The organism is Catenulispora acidiphila DSM 44928 (genome assembly GCF_000024025.1).
In the GTDB taxonomy this organism is placed as follows: Bacteria; Actinomycetota; Actinomycetes; order Streptomycetales; family Catenulisporaceae; genus Catenulispora; species Catenulispora acidiphila.
Window position 1 is genome coordinate 9371253 of the sequence record NC_013131.1, and the last position, 15589, is coordinate 9386841.

The following is a 15589-nucleotide window of genomic DNA, read 5'->3' on the forward strand; positions in this document are numbered from 1 at the left end:
ACGGCGCGGCTTGGGTCTCACCATCTCATGCTCTCAGATCGCCGGAGCCCGGATGCGGGCAATCCACGACACAGGACACCACAGACCGCGCCGGCAACCCATTCGGATGGAGGTGGCCTTTGTGGAACCCGCCGAACATCAGCGACAACAACAGCATGACAACGAGCAAGATCAGGGCGAACCACACACAACCGCTGCTCCTGGACCGGCGTTCCCGCCGGTCATAGTCCTCATAACGCCTCTTCGCGCGCCCACGGATCGCCGCCATAGGTCATAAGATAACTGTGATAGGGGGTGGCCGTGGCGGCTAAGGACGAGCCTGTTCAGGAAGGCTCCAAGAACGAGACGCGCATCATCGTCGACACCAAGCGCGGCGGGTGGCGCTCAAGCCTTTTACGCTGGGGCGGAGGCGCCGTCGTCGTCGTGGTGATCCTGGGCTTCCTGGGATCGCTGACCAACCTGATCCATTTCGGCAACCCGTTCGGCGAAACCACCACCGTACGCAGCGGACCAGTGCTTTTGAAGTCCATCACGGAGCTCAAGCGCTTCGAGGCGGCCAGCGGTGAGTTCCAGGTCGTGACCGAGGTCCAGAACTCCTCCTGGCTGCCCTCGTTCCTGGCGGGCAGCGACACGTTCTTCCTCGGCGACGGCACCGTCGGCGTCTTCGTGGACTTCAGCAATCTGGACGCCAATCACGTGAAGGTGTCCCCCGATCGGTTGTCGGCGACCATCACCCTCCCCAAGCCGGTCCTCGACCCGACCGCGCTGGACGTCCACAAGTCCTACATCATCGGCCAGCAGGAGGGCCTGTTCGACCGCCTCTTCAGCAGCGACCCCAACAAAGTCCAGCCGCTGCTGGTGGAAGCGACCAAGCAGATCGACGGCGCGGCCGCGAAGAGCAACCTGGTCTCCATCGGCGAGAAGGACACCACGCAGATGCTGCAAGGCTTGCTGCACTCGCTGGGCTTCACCGGCACGATCACGGTGACCTACCAGTAGCGGCGGCTCCGCAGAGCCGGAAAACCGAAGCGGCGCCAGGCGAATCGCCTGGCGCCGCTCGGCATTTTCGCCGCTGCTCTGCCCGCTACTTCACTCCGGCGTAGGAGTGCAGGCCGTTCACGAAGATCGAGACCACGAAGTAGTTGAAGATGAAGCAGCCGTAGCCGATCAGGGCGATGATGCCGGCGCCGCGGCCCTTCCAGCCGCGGGTCGCGCGGGCGTGGAGGTAGGCGGCGTAGACGACCCAGGTGATGAAGGCCCAGGTCTCGGTCGGGTCCCAGCCCCAGTAACGGCCCCAGGCCCGCTCGGCCCAGATGGAGCCGGCGATGACGGTGAAGGTCCAGATCGGGAAGGTGAAGGCCAGGATGCGGTAGGCGGTGAGGTCCAGCTTCATCGCCGAGGGGACCCGGCGCCACATCGAGTTGGGGTTCGCCGTGCCGAGCTTGGCCTTGGTCTCGTAGTGCGACTTGAGCAGGTACAGGACCGTGGCGAGGGTGGCGACGGTGAACATGCCCGAGCACAGGACCGCGGCGGCGACGTGGACCACGAGCCAGGGCGAGTGCAGGGCGGGGACCAATTGCTCGGCGTCCTTGTACAGGACCTCCATGGCCACGCCGAGGATCGCGACGATCACGCCGGTGACGAAGACCCCGAGCCAGCGCGCGTTCTTGCGGAACAGCAGGCCGACGTAGAGCGCCATCGCGACGGCCGAGCCGGCGATGGTGAACTCGTACAGGTTGCCCCACGGCACGCGGTGCGCGGCCAGGCCGCGGCAGACCACGCCGACCACGTGCAGCGCGAAGCCGAGCACCGTGGTGCTGACCGCGATGCCGCCGGCGGTGATGGCGCGCACGTCGCCGCCGTCGATCGGCGGGGTCGGCTCCTCGGCGTCCCGGCGGTCGTCGAGGTCGTCGAGATCGTCGAACCCGTCCGAATCATCCAGGCCGTCGAGGTCGTCCAGGCCGTCGCGGACCCGGCCCTCGCCGCCGGCCGCGACCAGGACCGCGGCCTGCGCCGGGACCTTCGCGGCCTTCTCCACCACGAACGACGACGCGCGCCCGAACACCCACTCCGCGGTGTACGCGAAGAACGCGATCAGGTACACGAACATCGCGCCGTAGATGGCGTAGTTCGAGAACCTCGCCAAGGACTCGTTGATCACTTCCGGACTCCCGCCTTCGGAGGACGCAGACCCCTGCCCACGCCCCGCACTTCGTCCCGCAACCGCGCGTCCTCAGCCCGCGCCAGCCCCGCCACCTCGACCCGCACCGGGCCCGGACCCTGGCCGGAACCCTCGCCCGAGCCCTGATCGGCGGCCGCCACCGGCCGCACCCGCACGAACACCCGGCGCCGCCGGATCCCCAGCGAGCCGAGCAGCCCGACGATGATGCCCACGGCCGAGACGAAGACGAGCATCTTCGACGGGTCGTGGTTGAGGTCGAACTGCGCCCACTGCTTCACACCGTCGAACTCGATGGTCCCCGTGCCGTCGGGCAGAGCGACCGTGTTCTTGCCCTTGTCCAGGGTGAGCACCACGGCCGGGTTCGTCGGGTCGGCCGCGTTCGGCAGCTTCACGCGCTGGGCGTTGGCCACGTTCATCGTGTAGACGCCGGGGTTCGCCCCGAGTTCGCCGCTCCACGCGCTCAGCACCAGCGCCGGGTTCGAGGCCGTCGGGGACAGCGACACCGCCCCGAGTCCCGGCACCATCTTCCCCGGGTAGTCGGGGATGAAGGTGCCCTGCAGACCCAGCTGCTGCGGGCTGCCGTACTTGTCGATGTAACCGTTCTTGACCTTGTAGATGCCCGAGCCCACGCCCAGCGCGCCGGCGTCGAAGAACTCGACCGGCTCGTGGTCGAGGATCGCCTTGCCGGTCTTGTCCCGGACGGTGATGATCGGCGAGTAGCCGTGGCTGCTCAGGTAGACGCTGACCCCGTCGACGTTCAGCGGGCTGTTCTCCTTCAGCGTCGCCTTCTTCTGCGGCGACGAAGGCGAGGAGTTGTACGTGACGTCGGCCGTGAAGTCCCGCGCCTGCCCGAAGTCCGGGGCGTTGTGGTTCGTCTCGTAGGTCGCCGTGAACTTGTTCAGGACGAGCCCGAAGGGCGGCAGCTTGTCCGGGTCGACGCCGCCGCCGAAGGTGTGGTCGTCGTAGTACATCGCGATGTTCGTGAACCCGTCGCCCTCGTTGACGACGACCTTGGCCTGGTAGCCGAAGTAGCCCTTGACGGCGAACCCGGCCAGGATGCCCACCAGCGACAGGTGGAAGATCAGGTTGCCGGCCTCGCGCAGGTAGCCCTTCTCCCCCGAGACCCACCCGCCGCCGTCGGCGTCCGTCCCGCGCACGACGCGGAAGCGCTTCTTCTTCAGCTCCGCCTCGGCGGCACCGAGCTTGTCCTCCACAGAGGTGCCCGAAGTGTCGTTCCAGCGGAAGTGCGCCGGCATGCGCGCCAGATTGCGCGGCGCGGCCGGCGGCGGCTTGCGCAGCACCTTGAGATGCTGCGTGGTGCGCGGCAGGATGCAGCCGACCAGCGAGATGAACAGCAGCAGGTAGATCGAGGAGAACCACACCGACTTGTAGACGGTGAAGAACTGCAGGTGGTCCAGCAGCGGACCGACCGTCTTGTGCTTGGCGATCCAGTCGACGACCAGCGAGGGGTCGGTGTTGGCACTGCGCTGCGGCAGCAGCGAGCCGGGGATGGAGGCCAGCGACAACAGGAACAGCAGGATCAGCGCCACGCGCATGGACGTCAGCTGCCGCCAGGACCAGCGCAGCATCTCCAGCCCGCTCAGCCGGGGCAGCGTGACGGCACCGGTGCCGCCGCCTTCCTCACGCGGCGCCGTGGTGAGGCTGTCCGCGTCCATCTCTTCTGTGGGCGATGCCATTGCAGATACGTCTCGTTCTACCTAGATCGGGGACTGGAAACCGGGTGTCTGGCCCTGGAGCCAGGTCACCAGGTGGTCCCACTGCCCGGTCACCAACAGGACGCCGATCAGGACGAGCATGCCGCCCCCGATCCGCATCACGGCCTGGTAGTGGCGCTTCACATAGCCGAACGCCCCCATCGCTTTGCGGAACGCGATCGCGGTGAGGACGAACGGAAGACCCAGCCCCAGACAGTACGCCACCCCGATGAGGACCGAACGACCGGCGTTCCCGGAGTCGATGGACAGCGAGGAGACCGCCGACAGCGTCGGTCCCATGCACGGCGTCCAGCCGAGCCCGAACAGGATCCCGAGCAGCGGCGCGCCGGCCAGCCCGACCCGCGGATCGGTGTGGAACCGGGCCTCGCGGTTGAACACCCGGCTGATCACGCCCGGGACCACGCCGGCGAACGACAGCCCCATCAGGATCGTGATGCCGCCGAGCACGATCTGGATGGCGCGCTTGTGGACCAGCAGGAACTGCCCGCTCCAGCCGGCCACCGCCTCCAGCAGCACGAACACGATGCTGAAGCCGAGCACGAACAGCAGCGCGCCGGCGATCATCCGCCCGCGCTTGGCCCGCGCCGCCTCGTCCAGCGTCTGGGTGCCCAGATCCACGCCGGTGAGCCCGGTCACGTAGGACAGGTAGCCCGGCACGAGCGGCAGCACGCACGGCGACAGGAACGAGATGAGCCCGGCCGCCAAGGCGATCGGCACCGCGACCAGGAAGCTGCCGTACTCCACCCTCGTCTCGGTGGAGGTGTAGCTGGAGGCCAGGTGCGTCAGGACCGCGGCGGTCGCGCTCATCGTCGGGTACTCACTGACCGGACAGGACGGTGTCGAGAGCCGTGGACAGGTCGGTGAAGCTCACCGGCTGCAGCGCGCGCCAGGCCAGGTCGCCGTTCTTGTCGATGATCATCGTGGAGGGGACCGAGGCCAGGGAGGTGATCCCGGCGAGCTTGCTCAACAGCGTCTCGTTGCCGTCGTCGACCAGGTTCGGGTAGCTGATCTGCTTGGCCTTGACGAAGGCCTGCGCCTGCCCGGTGTTGTCGCGGGTGTCGATGCCCACGAACTGCACGCCCTTGTCGCGGTAGGCCTCGTTGGCGTGTTCCAGGTACGGAGCCTCCTGCTGGCACGGATCGCACCAGGACCCCCAGATGTTGACCACCATGACCTTGCCCTTGTAGGACGCCATGTCCAGCTTGGCGCCGTCGAGGGTGGTCCCGGAAAGCATCGGGAACTGCTTGCGGTCCTTGACGGAGAAGGCGGCGGACTTGCCGAGGCCGTCCTTGTTCTTCGGGCCGGAACCGCCGCAGGCGGCCAGGCCGAAGGTCAGTGCGGCGGCCGTCGTCGCCGCCATCACGGCGACCGACCTGCGTGTTCCATCCGTCCTGCGCAGCATGTGAAAAGTTTCGCATGGGAGCTGTACGCACTCGCGGCAGGGTCCCCGAATCGGACAAGCGTCGCGCTCTGCCCATGGTGGGAGACAGTGTGCTACTGCGAAACGGCGCTATACGGATTCCTCCGTATAGCGCCGCATGGCATCGGTCTGCTGTTCTTCTACGCCGGTTCTTCTACGCTCCCGCGACGAACTTCTTCGTGTTCTTCACCGGCAGCAGGTCCTTGGCGGGCTCGCTGTAGCGGACCGCGGTGATGCGGCCGTCGGTGATCTCGAAGGAGGTCAGGGAGGCCAGCGTGCACTCGCGCTTGCGCGGGTCGTGGAAGAAGGAGCGGTGCTCGGCGGCCAGGCGGCTGATCCAGATCGGCAGCTGGTGGCTGACCAGGACCACCTCGTGCCCCGGAGCCAGTTCGGCAGCCGCGAGCAGCGCCGCGTGCATGCGCTTGACCTGCTCCTTGTACGGCTCGCCCCAAGACGGCTTGAAGGGGTTCCACAGCTTGAACCAGACGGCGGGCCGCTTCAGGACGCCGTCGCCGACCGAGAACTTCTTGCCCTCGAAGAAGTTCGCCGCCTCGATGAGCCGCTCGTCGGTGCCGATCTCCAGATCGTGGCGGGCCGCGATCGGCGCCGCAGTCTCCTGCGCGCGTTGCAGCGGGGAGGCGACGACCGCCTTGACGTCGTGGTCGGCGAGGTGGTCGGCGACGCGCTCGGCCATCTTCCGGCCGAGGTCGGACAGGCGGAAGCCGGGGAGGCGGCCGTAGAGGATGCCGTCCGGATTGTAGACCTCGCCGTGGCGCATGAGGTGGACGACGGTCTTGGTCTCGGCCATGACGTGTGGGGTTTCCTTCCGGGGATCAGGACAGGCGATCGGTGGGGCTTGGAGACGGGGAGTCTTCAGGACTTCTCGGCGGCGGCCGCGGCGCGGGCGGCGTGCGGCAGCGCCTCGGCGATGGTCTCGAGCGCCGCGGCGTCGTGCGCGGCGGAGACGAACCACGCCTCGAAGGAGCTCGGCGGCAGGTAGACGCCGTGGTTCAGCATGGCGTGGAAGAACTCCGCGTAGGCCTTCGTGTCCTGCTTCTTGGCGTCCTCGTAGTTGGCCACGGGGTCGCCGGTGAAGAAGACGGAGAACATCGTGCCGGCGAACTGGACGGTGTGCGGGACGCCCTCCTTGGCCAGCGCCTCGGAGGCCAGGTCGGCGATCTCGTGCGCGGTGGTGTCCAGGTGGCTGTAGACGTCCGGGGTGCAGTGGCGCAGCGTGGCCAGACCCGCGGCGGTCGCGACCGGGTTCCCGGACAGCGTGCCGGCCTGGTAGACCGGGCCGACCGGAGCCAGGTGGCCCATGACGTCGGCGCGCCCGCCGAAGGCCGCCGCCGGGAAGCCGCCGCCCATCACCTTGCCGAAGGTCATCAGGTCCGGGACCACGCCGTCGATGCCGTACACGCCCTCGCGGGAGGCGCGGAAGCCGGTCATCACCTCGTCGGAGATGAACAGCGCGCCGTGGGCGCGGCAGACGTCGGCCAGGAACTGGTTGAAGCCGGGCTGCGGCGGGACGATGCCCATGTTGCCGGGCGCGGCCTCGGTGATCAGGCACGCGATCTCGGCGCCGTGCGTCTGGAACGCGGCCTGCACCGCCTCGACGTCGTTGTAGGGCAGCACGATCGTGTCGCCGGCCTGCGCCCCGGTCACGCCGGGGGTGTCCGGCAGCGCGAAGGTGGCCACGCCGGAGCCGGCGGCGGCCAGCAGCGAGTCCACGTGTCCGTGGTAGCAGCCGGCGAACTTCACGATCTTGGTCCGCCCGGTGAACCCGCGGGCCAGCCGGATCGCGCTCATCGTCGCCTCGGTCCCGGAGGACACGAGCCGCACCTGCTGGAGCGGGGCGATGCGCGCGACCATCTCCTCGGCCAGCTCGACCTCGCCGGCTGACGGCGCACCGTAGCTGGTGCCGCTCTGCAGCGCCTTGAGCGCCGCCTCCAGCACCGCGGGGTGGTTGTGCCCGAGGATCAGCGGACCCCAGGAGCACACCATGTCGACGTAGCGGTTGCCGTCCACGTCCGTCAGGTACGCGCCCTCGCCGGAGGCGATGAACCGCGGCGTGCCCCCGACCGCGCCGAACGCCCGCACCGGCGAGTTCACCCCGCCCGGTGTCACGGCCCGCGCCCGGTCGAACAGGTGCTGGGACTGGGTCTCGGGCGGCTCGTACGGATGCGCGTTCATGCCGCCATGGTCTCAGATGTGGCGGGCACGCCCGCTATCGCGGTGGCCGCGCTCACTCGGGCGCGACCCTCATCGCGGCCACGGCCTCGACGAACTCCGGCGGAGGCCGGTAGCCGTGGTCGCGGACGTAGTGGACGACGAGCGTCGGCGCGGTCAGCCACCGGCCGTCGGCGGCGACCACGCGGATCTCGGCGCTGCCGAGGTACAGGACGCGGGTGCCGTAGACGGCGCGGTACTGGTAGTCGGCCTCGAAGAGATGCCGGAAGCGGCAGCCGTGGACGCTGCGGGTGACGGCGACGGGATGGTCGGCGGCGAGAGTGATGAGGTTCGGCCAGAAGGCGGCGGCGAGGGGTTCGGCTTCGGTCTCGAAGTCATGGCCGGGCTCGAGCCAGCCGACCGTGAGGAGTTCCACGCCGTGCGGGACGGTCTCCGGCAGATAGTCGTAGGGCGCCAGGTCGGGGAAGTACGTCACGTTTCTGACGTACCCCTGCGCCCCGACGCCGCCACCGCCAACACCGCCGCGATGATGAAGCCGGGGAGCAACAGGTAGGCGGTGTGGATACCGACGCGGTCGGAGAGGAATCCGAGCGCGAAGGGCGCCGTGCCGACCGCGACCCCGCTGCCGAACATGTTGACCGCACCGGCGAGTTCCGCCTCACCGCCCGACATCTCGATGGCGCGCGCCGACAACAGCGGGAACTGGAGCGAGACACCGAGGCCGGCGACCGCCAGCCCGCCGAACATGAGGAACGGATTCGGGGTGGCCCAAAAGATCGCGAAGCCGACCAGGTTGGTGCCGAAGGCGGTGAAGATCAGGCGGTCGATCGGTACCCGCAGAGCGAGCCGGCCACCGACCGCGCGGCCCACCGCCATGCCCGCCACGACGGCTGTGACGCCGGTCGCCGCGACGCCGGCGGACAGATGCGCACGGTCGCGCAGGAGAGTGGCGCACCAGAGGGTGAGGCAGAACTCCACGGCGCCGGCGCAGACGCCCGCGAGCTGGTTGAGCCAGAAGCGGCGGGAGAGATCGCGGAAGGTCGCAGCCCGCGCGGAAGGAAGAGCGACGTGGTCACTCGCACCACGAGGTGAAGGCACGACAGCTTGGGTACGCAGGCCGCCGGCTTGTTCTGCGGGCTGAGCGAACTGGCTACTCGCTTCGATCGTCGAGCCGCGCGTGCCGTGTTCTTCGCTGCCGCGAACCACAGCGCCACACTCGGCGAGATCCCGATCAGCCGGCTCATCGGCCTCGCTCAGCCCACCGGCCGTGTCCACCATGCCGAGTCCGTAAGCCTCGACCGCCTCGCCGACCGTCACGGGCTCGGCCTCCGCGGCGATCCACTCCGGCTCGCGCACGCGCCCGAGCACCACGTATAGCAGTGCACTCAGCGGTGCGACCGACAGCAGTGCCGCGCGCCAGCCGATGCCCAGTGCGTCCGCGCCGCCTACTGCGAGCGGGGCGGCGATGCCGACGAATGCGGCTACCGCGTTCGCCTCGGTGATGGCGGCGGGTCCCGTTTCGGGACCGTGTGCGCGGGACAGTGCTGCGGGCACGGCTATGCAGAGCAGTGAGCCGAAGACTCCGCAGATGGCAGCCGCCGGAAGCGTTACCGACAAAGACGGGACTGCGCAGAACAAACCCACTGAAAGCGACAGGCCGACCAGTCCCCACCACAGTGCCGGGCGTGAGCCGCCCATGCGGCGGATGTACCAGGGCGTGCTGAGGCTGCCGACGGTGACGCCGACGGCGTAGCAGGTGCTGTGCAGCCCGGCGACTCCGGCGGAGATGTGGAGGTCGTCCTTGAGGAGGTCGATCGAGGGGCTGAAGGCGTAGAGGAAGAAGGCGAAGGCGCCGAGTTGGAGGTAGAGCAAGCGGGTCCAGCTGTCGTGCCGGACCCGCAGGACGGTCTCAGTAGGGGTGGCGCTCACATGTCACGCATCGCTGGTCAGCTTTCATCGGCGGGCTCTTCCACTGCTGCTTCCCCAACCACGGATCCGGTGCCGGCGATTCCGTCGGCGGTCGGCTCGCCCGACTCGACCGACTCGCCTGAATCTCCCGAACCAGTCACCTCGTCGGCCGGCACCGCCGCGACCACGGCGGCGGCCGCCGCCTCAGCGGCCTGCGAAGCCTCGCCGGCGGGCAGCACGACCCGCTCGCCGAAGGTCACGGTGTCGTAGTTGTACTCGTCGACCACCGGCTCGGAGGTCGGGTGCGCGGCGGGGACCACGGCGGCCTCGGAGTGCGCGCCGCAGCCGAAGTCCAGGGAGACCACGCGGCCGTCGCTCGGGGCGATCTCGTTGGTGCACACGCCGAAGCCCTGGCCCAGCATGCCGGCCAGGGGCGCCAGGAATCCGCAGCCGGAGCAGCGGGCCGGGGCGGCCTGGGCCATCGGGGAGTGCGGGCCGAACTCGCCCTCGTGCCAGCGCTCGGCGGCCTCCTCGCGGCCCTCGCGGGAGAGCACGCGGGGGCGGCCCAGGCCCAGCTGGTAGGCGATGAACGGCAGGGAGTCGCGGGTGATCTCGCGGTAGATCTGCGGGCGTTCCTCATCCTGGCCGGTGTACGCCGGAACCAGGCGGGCGTCGTCCTCGGCGATCGGCAGCAGGTCGCCGGGACCGAGGTCGCCGGGACGCAGGCGCTCGCTCCACGGCACCCAGTCCGGCGCCAGAACGGATTCCCGGCCCGCGACCAACACGGTCTCGTCCAGGGTGACGAACTTGGTACGGGGTGCGCGGGTCAGCGTCACGGCCCAGTTCCAGCCGTGGTAACCGCGTTCCTTGCACTCGAACAGGTGGGTGACCACCCGGTCGCCCTCGGCGAGCATGCCGACGTGCCGGCCGACCTCGCCGATCCCGGCGACGTCCTCGGCCGCGGCCAGGGCCAGGTCGACTGCGTCGGCGCAGACCTGGTCGAGGACCGGCTGGCGTCCGCGCGGCCGGCTGTCTGCGGAGCGGGCTGGGGTGGCGGTCGCGGCGTTCACTCCTCGATTCTCCCCTATCCAGAGGGGTTCGTGTGACAGTGGTTCGTCTGTCGGTGCATCGGCGCCGCTCTGGCGGGGTCCGAATTGAATCACCGGCTCCCCACGTTCGGTTTTTCCGGGCAGGATAGGGACGTGGCCAAGGATCAGACGCCGAATCGGGACGGCGAGGAGCGGACGCGGGTTTTCGACGCCCCAGAGGAGACCCGGCCGTTGATCCCGATGCCCCCGCCGCTGCCGCCGAAGCGCAGGCGGGACGCGGGCGCGCCGGGACGGGAGCCGGCTTCGGGGGACTCCGCGCTCGCCGACACGCTGCCGACCGGCGATTCCTCAGCGACCTCAGCGTCGGCCGGGTCGGCTGGGTCGTCCTCGACGCCATCATCGGCCGCGTCGCCCACGCCGCCGGCGGCACCACCGGCACGCGGCAGAGGCGGACACCGCGACCCGGTCCCGACCCGCACCATGGCCGCCCAGCAGCCCGGCGAGGTCCCGGTCGCGACCCTCGACCTCGCCGCGACCCTGCCCGAGCTGGCCGAGGTCGCCCCGGATCTGTCGGCCGCCGACATAGAGATGTTCACGCCGGTCCGCCCGATGGCTCCGGCCCGCCCGGAGTCCGAGACCGCGCGCCTGCTGCGCCGCGTCGGCGAGGGCACCGAGGCCACGGGACGCGCCATGGGCCGCGTCGGCGGCTTCGTCGGCCACCGCATCCGCAAGTACACCGAGTCCGGCGGCGCCCGGGAGTCCGGGCTGTCCCGCCTGATCGAGCTGCACGCCGTGAACACCGCCGGCGACCTGCTGATCACCCTGGCGCTGGCGCAGTCGGTGTTCTTCGGCGTGCAACCGGGGCAGGCGCGCGGCAAGGTGGCGCTGTACCTGGTGGTCACGATGGTGCCGTTCGTGCTGCTGGCACCGGTCATCGGCCCGCTGCTGGACCGCTTCGGGCACGGCCGCCGGCTGGCGATGGCGGTCACCATGGCCGCGCGCCTGGTGCTGGCGCTCATCATGGCGCGCACCGTGAGCGGGGACGCCAACCTGGCGCTCTACCCGGCCGCGTTCGGCTGTCTGGCGGCGTCCAAGGCCTACGGCGTGACCCGCAGCGCGGTCATCCCCCGCCTCGTGCCCCAGGGCAGCACCCTGATCAAGGCGAACTCGCGCACCTCGATGGCCAGCATCATCGCCACCTTCGTCTTCGCCCCGATCGGCGGGCTGCTGGTGCACCTCGGCGCCGCCTACTGCCTGATCGGCGCGGCACTGGTCTTCGCGCTCGGCGCGTACCTGGCGATCCGGCTGCCGTCGCATGTGGACTCCGCCGAGGGCGAGCAGAAGGCGCAGCTGAAGAAGCGGGATCGGAACATGGACCCCCGCCTGGAGGAGACCATGCCGAACCTGCGGCTGCGCTCGGTGGGCCCGTCGGTCGTGCTGGCCCTGCGCGCCAACGCCGCGTTCCGCTGCTTCTCCGGCTTCCTGACCATCTTCATGGCGTTCCTGGTCCGCTACCACCCGCTGGCCGGCTACAAGGACCTGGTCGCGATCGGCATGATCGCCGGCGCCGCGGCCGTCGGCAACGCCGTGGGCACCTCGCTGGGTTCGGTGCTGAAGGCCCGCGCGCCGGAGGGCGTGATCTCCGCGATGCTGGCGCTGACCACCGGCGCGGTTCTGGCGTGCGCCTTCTATTACAACCTGATCACGGTACTCACCGTAGCCGCGGTCGCCGCCATGAGCGCTGCGCTGGCCAAACTCTCCCTGGACGCCCTTCTGCAGCGCGACACCCTCGAGCGCGTGCGCACCTCGGCCTTCGCCCGGTCTGAGACACTGTTGCAGCTGGCCTGGGTGGTCGGCGGAGGCCTGGGGATCGCGATGTCCTACCCCGACAACGGCAACGGGACGTTCGCGTTCATCGTCGCGGCCGTCGCGTTGCTGACGGTGTGCGTGGTGACGCTCAAGGCTCTCTCGGACCTGCGCTTCGTGGCGCCCAATCCCGCCCAAAGTCTCGGAGTCTGAAGACCCGTGGCAGAAGTGGGGACGGAGCCCGTTTCCCGGGTACGTTTCCGGAATGCGCCGATCCGACCACGCAAGCCATCCACGGGATGACGGGGAGTGACCGTATGTACGAGTTCTTGCTGGCGACCGCCGTCGCCGCCGAGCGCGACGCGCTTCAGCGGCACGCCGACGGGCTGACGGTGATAGTCACCGGCGCGGGTCCCGCGGCCGCGGCGACCGGCGCGGCCTGGGTCCTGGCCTCCGAGCCCTACAAACTGGCGGTGTCGGTGGGCATCGGCGGCGGCTTCGCCCCGCGCGCGCCGCTGGGCTCGGTCGTGGTCTCCACCCGGGTGGTCGCCGCCGACCTCGGCGCCGACTCCCCCGAGGGCTTCCTGCCGATCGAGGAGCTGGGCTTCGCCCCGCACGTGGAGCAGCCCGACGAGCCCTGGGCCGAGCGCATCGGCACCGCGCTCGGCGAGGCCGGCCTGCACGTGGTCACCGGCGCCGTGCTGACCGTGGCCACCGTCACCGGCACCGCCGAGCGCACCGCGGAGCTGCTGGCGCGCCACCCGGACGCGGCTGCCGAGGGCATGGAGGGCTACGGCGTGGCGACCGCCGCGACGATGGCCGAGCTGCCCTTCGTGGAGATCCGCGCGATCTCCAACGTGGTCGGTCCGCGGGACCGCGAATCGTGGCGGATCGGTGAAGCCATGGACGTCCTGGCGACGGTCGGGGAGACCCTGGCCGCCCTCCAAGCGCCCGGCGTCGCATAATCGGCCATATGTCTGACGCGCCGACCGCCCTGCCCGAGAAGCTGTCCATCGCCTACTCGCCGTGCCCCAACGACACGTTCGTCTTCCACGCGCTGACCCACGGACTGCTGGCCGGCGCCCCGGCCTTCGACGTGACCTTCGCCGACATCGACGTCACGAACTACTGGGTGCAGGAGGCGGACGCCCCGGACGTCCTGAAGATCTCCTACCCGGCGCTGCCGCTGGTCCGGGACCGCTACGAGCTGCTGCACTGCGGCGGCGCCCTGGGCCGCGGCTGCGGACCGCTGGTGCTGTCCCAGGGCGCGGTGACGGCGGAGGCGCTGGCCGGCGGCGTGGTCGCGGTGCCGAGCCTGCTGTCCACCGCCTACCGGCTGTTCGAGCTGTGGGCCGAGAAGAACATCCCGGGCGGCGTGGACATCAAGGTCCTGCCGTTCCACGAGATCATGCCGGCGGTCGCGGCCGGCGAGGTGGCCGCCGGGCTGGTCATCCACGAAGCCCGCTTCACCTTCCAGAACTTCGGCCTGACCTGCCACGCCGACCTCGGCGAGTGGTGGGAGTCCGAGACCGGGCTGCCGATCCCGCTGGGCGCCATCGTGGCCCGCAAGGAGCTGGGCGCCGAGGCGCTGGCCGAGCTGAGCGCGCTGATCCGGGACTCGGTGGACTTCGCCTGGGCCGATCCGAAGGCCTCGCACGAGTACGTGATGGAACACGCGCAGGAGATGGACCCGGAAGTCGCGCAGCAGCACATCGGGCTGTACGTGAACGAGTTCACCCGCGACCTCGGCGCGGACGGTCTCGCGGCGGTCGAGGCACTCCTCGCGAAGTAGTTCTTCGCAACGCGGCGCCGACGGGATCCCGTCGGCGCCGCGTTCTTCAGTAGGAGCGCCCGAACAACACGCGCTTGCCATACGCCGACGGCGCGTCGCACCGTACGCAGCTCCCCGACTCCGCGGGCGCCTCCAACGGAATGCACCGCGGCGTGGCGGCCGTGGCGGCCTTGATCTCCTCCTCGCACTCCGGACGCCCGCAGTGCAGCGCGCGAGCCCAGCCAGTGGCGACCGCCGCGACGAACTCCTCCCACGCGTCCACGGTGACCGTGTGCGAGTCGCGGAAATCGGTCGCGCGCTCGAGCAGGAACTCCTGGAAGTCGTCGAGCGTGTCCAGCAGGACCTCCGGGGCGGTGTCGAGCGAGATCGCGACCTTCCCCTGATCGCCGAGCCGCTTGGCCAGCAGCGCGGTCCCGGCGGCCAGGTCGCGCGGGCCGATCTCCAGCCGCAGCGGGACGCCGCGCATCTCCCAGTCGTTGAACTTGAAGCCCGGGGAGACCTGCGGCCGGTCGTCGACGTGGACCCGGATCCCGGCGGCCTTCAGACGTCCGGCCAGCTCACGCACCGCTGCCAGTACGGTCTCCGCCTGGTCGCCGCGCGCGATCGGGACGATCACCACCTGATACGGCGCCAGCTTCGGCGGCAGGACCAGGCCCTTGTCGTCGCCGTGGGTCATGATCGTGCCGCCGACCAGGCGCGTGGACATGCCCCACGAGGTGGTGTGGCACAGCTCCAGCCGCCCGGCGTCGTCGGCGAACTGGATGCCGAAAGCCTTGGCGAAGTTCGTGCCCAGATAGTGCGTGGTCCCGCTCTGCAGCGCCTTGCCGTCGCGCATCATGCCCTCGACGGTGAAGGTCTTCACCGCGCCGGCGAACCGCTCGCCGGGCGTCTTCTCGCCGGGGACGACCGGGATCGCGGCCAGGTCGCGGCAGACGTGCTCGTAGACGTCGAGCATCTGCAGCGTCTCGGCCATCGCCTCGGCCTCGTCGGCGTGCGCGGTGTGCCCTTCCTGCCACAGGAACTCGGTGGTGCGCAGGAACAGGCGGGGGCGCAGCTCCCAGCGGACGACGTTGGCCCACTGGTTCAGCAGCAGCGGCAGGTCCCGGTAGGACGAGATCCACTTGGCCATCATCTCCCCGATGACGGTCTCCGAGGTGGGCCGCAGGACCAGCGGCTCCTCCAGCTCCTTGCCCCCGGCGTGGGTGACGACGGCCAGCTCCGGGGCGAAGCCCTCGACGTGCTCGGCCTCGCGCTTGAGGTAGGACTCCGGGATCAGCATCGGGAAGTAGGCGTTCTCGTGCCCGGTGTCCTTGATACGGCCGTCGAGGTCGGCTTGGAGCAGCTCCCAGATCCGGTACCCATACGGTCGGATCACCATCGTGCCGCGCGCCGGCCCGCGCTCGACCAGCTGCGCCTTGGTGACCACTTCGTTGTACCAGGAGGAGAAGTCCTCGCTCTGCGGGGTGACCCCGCGCTCGTCGCGTGCCATGACGGAACGCTATCCAG

Annotated in this window: 14 protein-coding genes; 4 read left to right on the top strand and 10 right to left on the bottom strand. The window is 69.9% G+C overall.

Features of this window, described 5'->3' with window-relative positions:
• Positions 1–300 precede the first annotated feature (300 nt).
• Positions 301–999, top strand: coding sequence for a DUF4230 domain-containing protein (locus CACI_RS39905; RefSeq protein ID WP_015796626.1), 699 nt, complete (start codon positions 301–303; stop codon positions 997–999).
• Between the two features lie 85 nt (positions 1000–1084).
• Here CACI_RS39905 and ccsB read toward each other — a convergent pair whose 3' ends face one another.
• The 9 genes from ccsB to CACI_RS39955 form a co-directional block, all read right to left on the bottom strand.
• Positions 1085–2110, bottom strand: a complete 1026-nt coding sequence (gene ccsB, locus CACI_RS39910) for a c-type cytochrome biogenesis protein CcsB (RefSeq protein WP_083796222.1) — start codon at positions 2108–2110, stop codon at positions 1085–1087.
• A gap of 47 nt (positions 2111–2157) precedes the next feature.
• Positions 2158–3879 (bottom strand): cytochrome c biogenesis protein ResB, encoded by a 1722-nt coding sequence (resB, locus tag CACI_RS39915; RefSeq protein ID WP_015796628.1) that lies wholly within the window; start codon positions 3877–3879, stop codon positions 2158–2160.
• A 21-nt stretch (positions 3880–3900) separates the two neighbouring features.
• Complete coding sequence (locus tag CACI_RS39920; protein WP_015796629.1) at positions 3901–4725, bottom strand: cytochrome c biogenesis CcdA family protein; 825 nt, start codon at positions 4723–4725, stop codon at positions 3901–3903.
• A 10-nt stretch (positions 4726–4735) separates the two neighbouring features.
• On the bottom strand, positions 4736–5320 hold the full coding sequence (locus CACI_RS39925) for a TlpA family protein disulfide reductase (protein WP_143765581.1): 585 nt from the start codon (positions 5318–5320) through the stop codon (positions 4736–4738).
• Between the two features lie 172 nt (positions 5321–5492).
• The gene (locus CACI_RS39930) at positions 5493–6146 is read right to left on the bottom strand and encodes a histidine phosphatase family protein (protein ID WP_015796631.1); all 654 of its coding nucleotides are present in this window, start codon (positions 6144–6146) and stop codon (positions 5493–5495) included.
• 65 nt (positions 6147–6211) lie between these two features.
• A complete protein-coding gene (gene hemL, locus CACI_RS39935; RefSeq protein WP_015796632.1) occupies positions 6212–7531 on the bottom strand; it encodes a glutamate-1-semialdehyde 2,1-aminomutase in 1320 nt (439 codons plus the stop codon).
• 52 nt (positions 7532–7583) lie between these two features.
• Positions 7584–8003, bottom strand: coding sequence for a DUF7919 family protein (locus tag CACI_RS39940; RefSeq protein ID WP_015796633.1), 420 nt, complete (start codon positions 8001–8003; stop codon positions 7584–7586).
• The gene (locus CACI_RS46760; RefSeq protein ID WP_015796634.1) at positions 8000–9457 is read right to left on the bottom strand and encodes an MFS transporter; all 1458 of its coding nucleotides are present in this window, start codon (positions 9455–9457) and stop codon (positions 8000–8002) included. The genes CACI_RS39940 and CACI_RS46760 overlap by 4 nt, the downstream gene beginning before the upstream one ends.
• Before the next feature lie 17 nt (positions 9458–9474).
• Positions 9475–10506: a DUF3027 domain-containing protein gene (locus tag CACI_RS39955; protein WP_015796635.1), complete on the bottom strand. Its 1032-nt coding sequence runs from the start codon at positions 10504–10506 to the stop codon at positions 9475–9477.
• 132 nt (positions 10507–10638) lie between these two features.
• Here CACI_RS39955 and CACI_RS39965 point away from each other — a divergent pair, with 132 nt between their 5' ends.
• From CACI_RS39965 to CACI_RS39975, 3 genes are all read left to right on the top strand, one after another.
• Complete coding sequence (locus CACI_RS39965) at positions 10639–12504, top strand: MFS transporter (protein ID WP_143765582.1); 1866 nt, start codon at positions 10639–10641, stop codon at positions 12502–12504.
• 104 nt (positions 12505–12608) lie between these two features.
• Entirely contained in the window at positions 12609–13256 is a 648-nt protein-coding gene (locus tag CACI_RS39970; RefSeq protein ID WP_015796638.1) for a futalosine hydrolase, read from the top strand.
• Between the two features lie 8 nt (positions 13257–13264).
• On the top strand, positions 13265–14083 hold the full coding sequence (locus tag CACI_RS39975; RefSeq protein ID WP_015796639.1) for a 1,4-dihydroxy-6-naphthoate synthase: 819 nt from the start codon (positions 13265–13267) through the stop codon (positions 14081–14083).
• Positions 14084–14129: 46 nt separating this feature from the next.
• On the opposite strand, the gene proS is transcribed toward CACI_RS39975, so the two are convergent.
• Entirely contained in the window at positions 14130–15572 is a 1443-nt protein-coding gene (gene proS / locus CACI_RS39980) for a proline--tRNA ligase (RefSeq protein ID WP_015796640.1), read from the bottom strand.
• Positions 15573–15589 lie beyond the last annotated feature (17 nt).

What these genes read in the sequence shown, in the direction of transcription:
- ccsB (WP_083796222.1), bottom strand. Translation starts at nt 2,110, where the DNA reads ATGTTCGTGTACCTGATCGCGTTCTTCGCGTACACCGCGGAGTGGGTG.
- resB (WP_015796628.1), bottom strand. Translation starts at nt 3,879, where the DNA reads ATGGCATCGCCCACAGAAGAGATGGACGCGGACAGCCTCACCACGGCG.
- CACI_RS39920 (WP_015796629.1), bottom strand. Translation starts at nt 4,725, where the DNA reads ATGAGCGCGACCGCCGCGGTCCTGACGCACCTGGCCTCCAGCTACACC.
- CACI_RS39925 (WP_143765581.1), bottom strand. Translation starts at nt 5,320, where the DNA reads ATGCTGCGCAGGACGGATGGAACACGCAGGTCGGTCGCCGTGATGGCG.
- CACI_RS39930 (WP_015796631.1), bottom strand. Translation starts at nt 6,146, where the DNA reads ATGGCCGAGACCAAGACCGTCGTCCACCTCATGCGCCACGGCGAGGTC.
- hemL (WP_015796632.1), bottom strand. Translation starts at nt 7,531, where the DNA reads ATGAACGCGCATCCGTACGAGCCGCCCGAGACCCAGTCCCAGCACCTG.
- CACI_RS39970 (WP_015796638.1), top strand. Translation starts at nt 12,609, where the DNA reads ATGTACGAGTTCTTGCTGGCGACCGCCGTCGCCGCCGAGCGCGACGCG.
- CACI_RS39975 (WP_015796639.1), top strand. Translation starts at nt 13,265, where the DNA reads ATGTCTGACGCGCCGACCGCCCTGCCCGAGAAGCTGTCCATCGCCTAC.
- proS (WP_015796640.1), bottom strand. Translation starts at nt 15,572, where the DNA reads ATGGCACGCGACGAGCGCGGGGTCACCCCGCAGAGCGAGGACTTCTCC.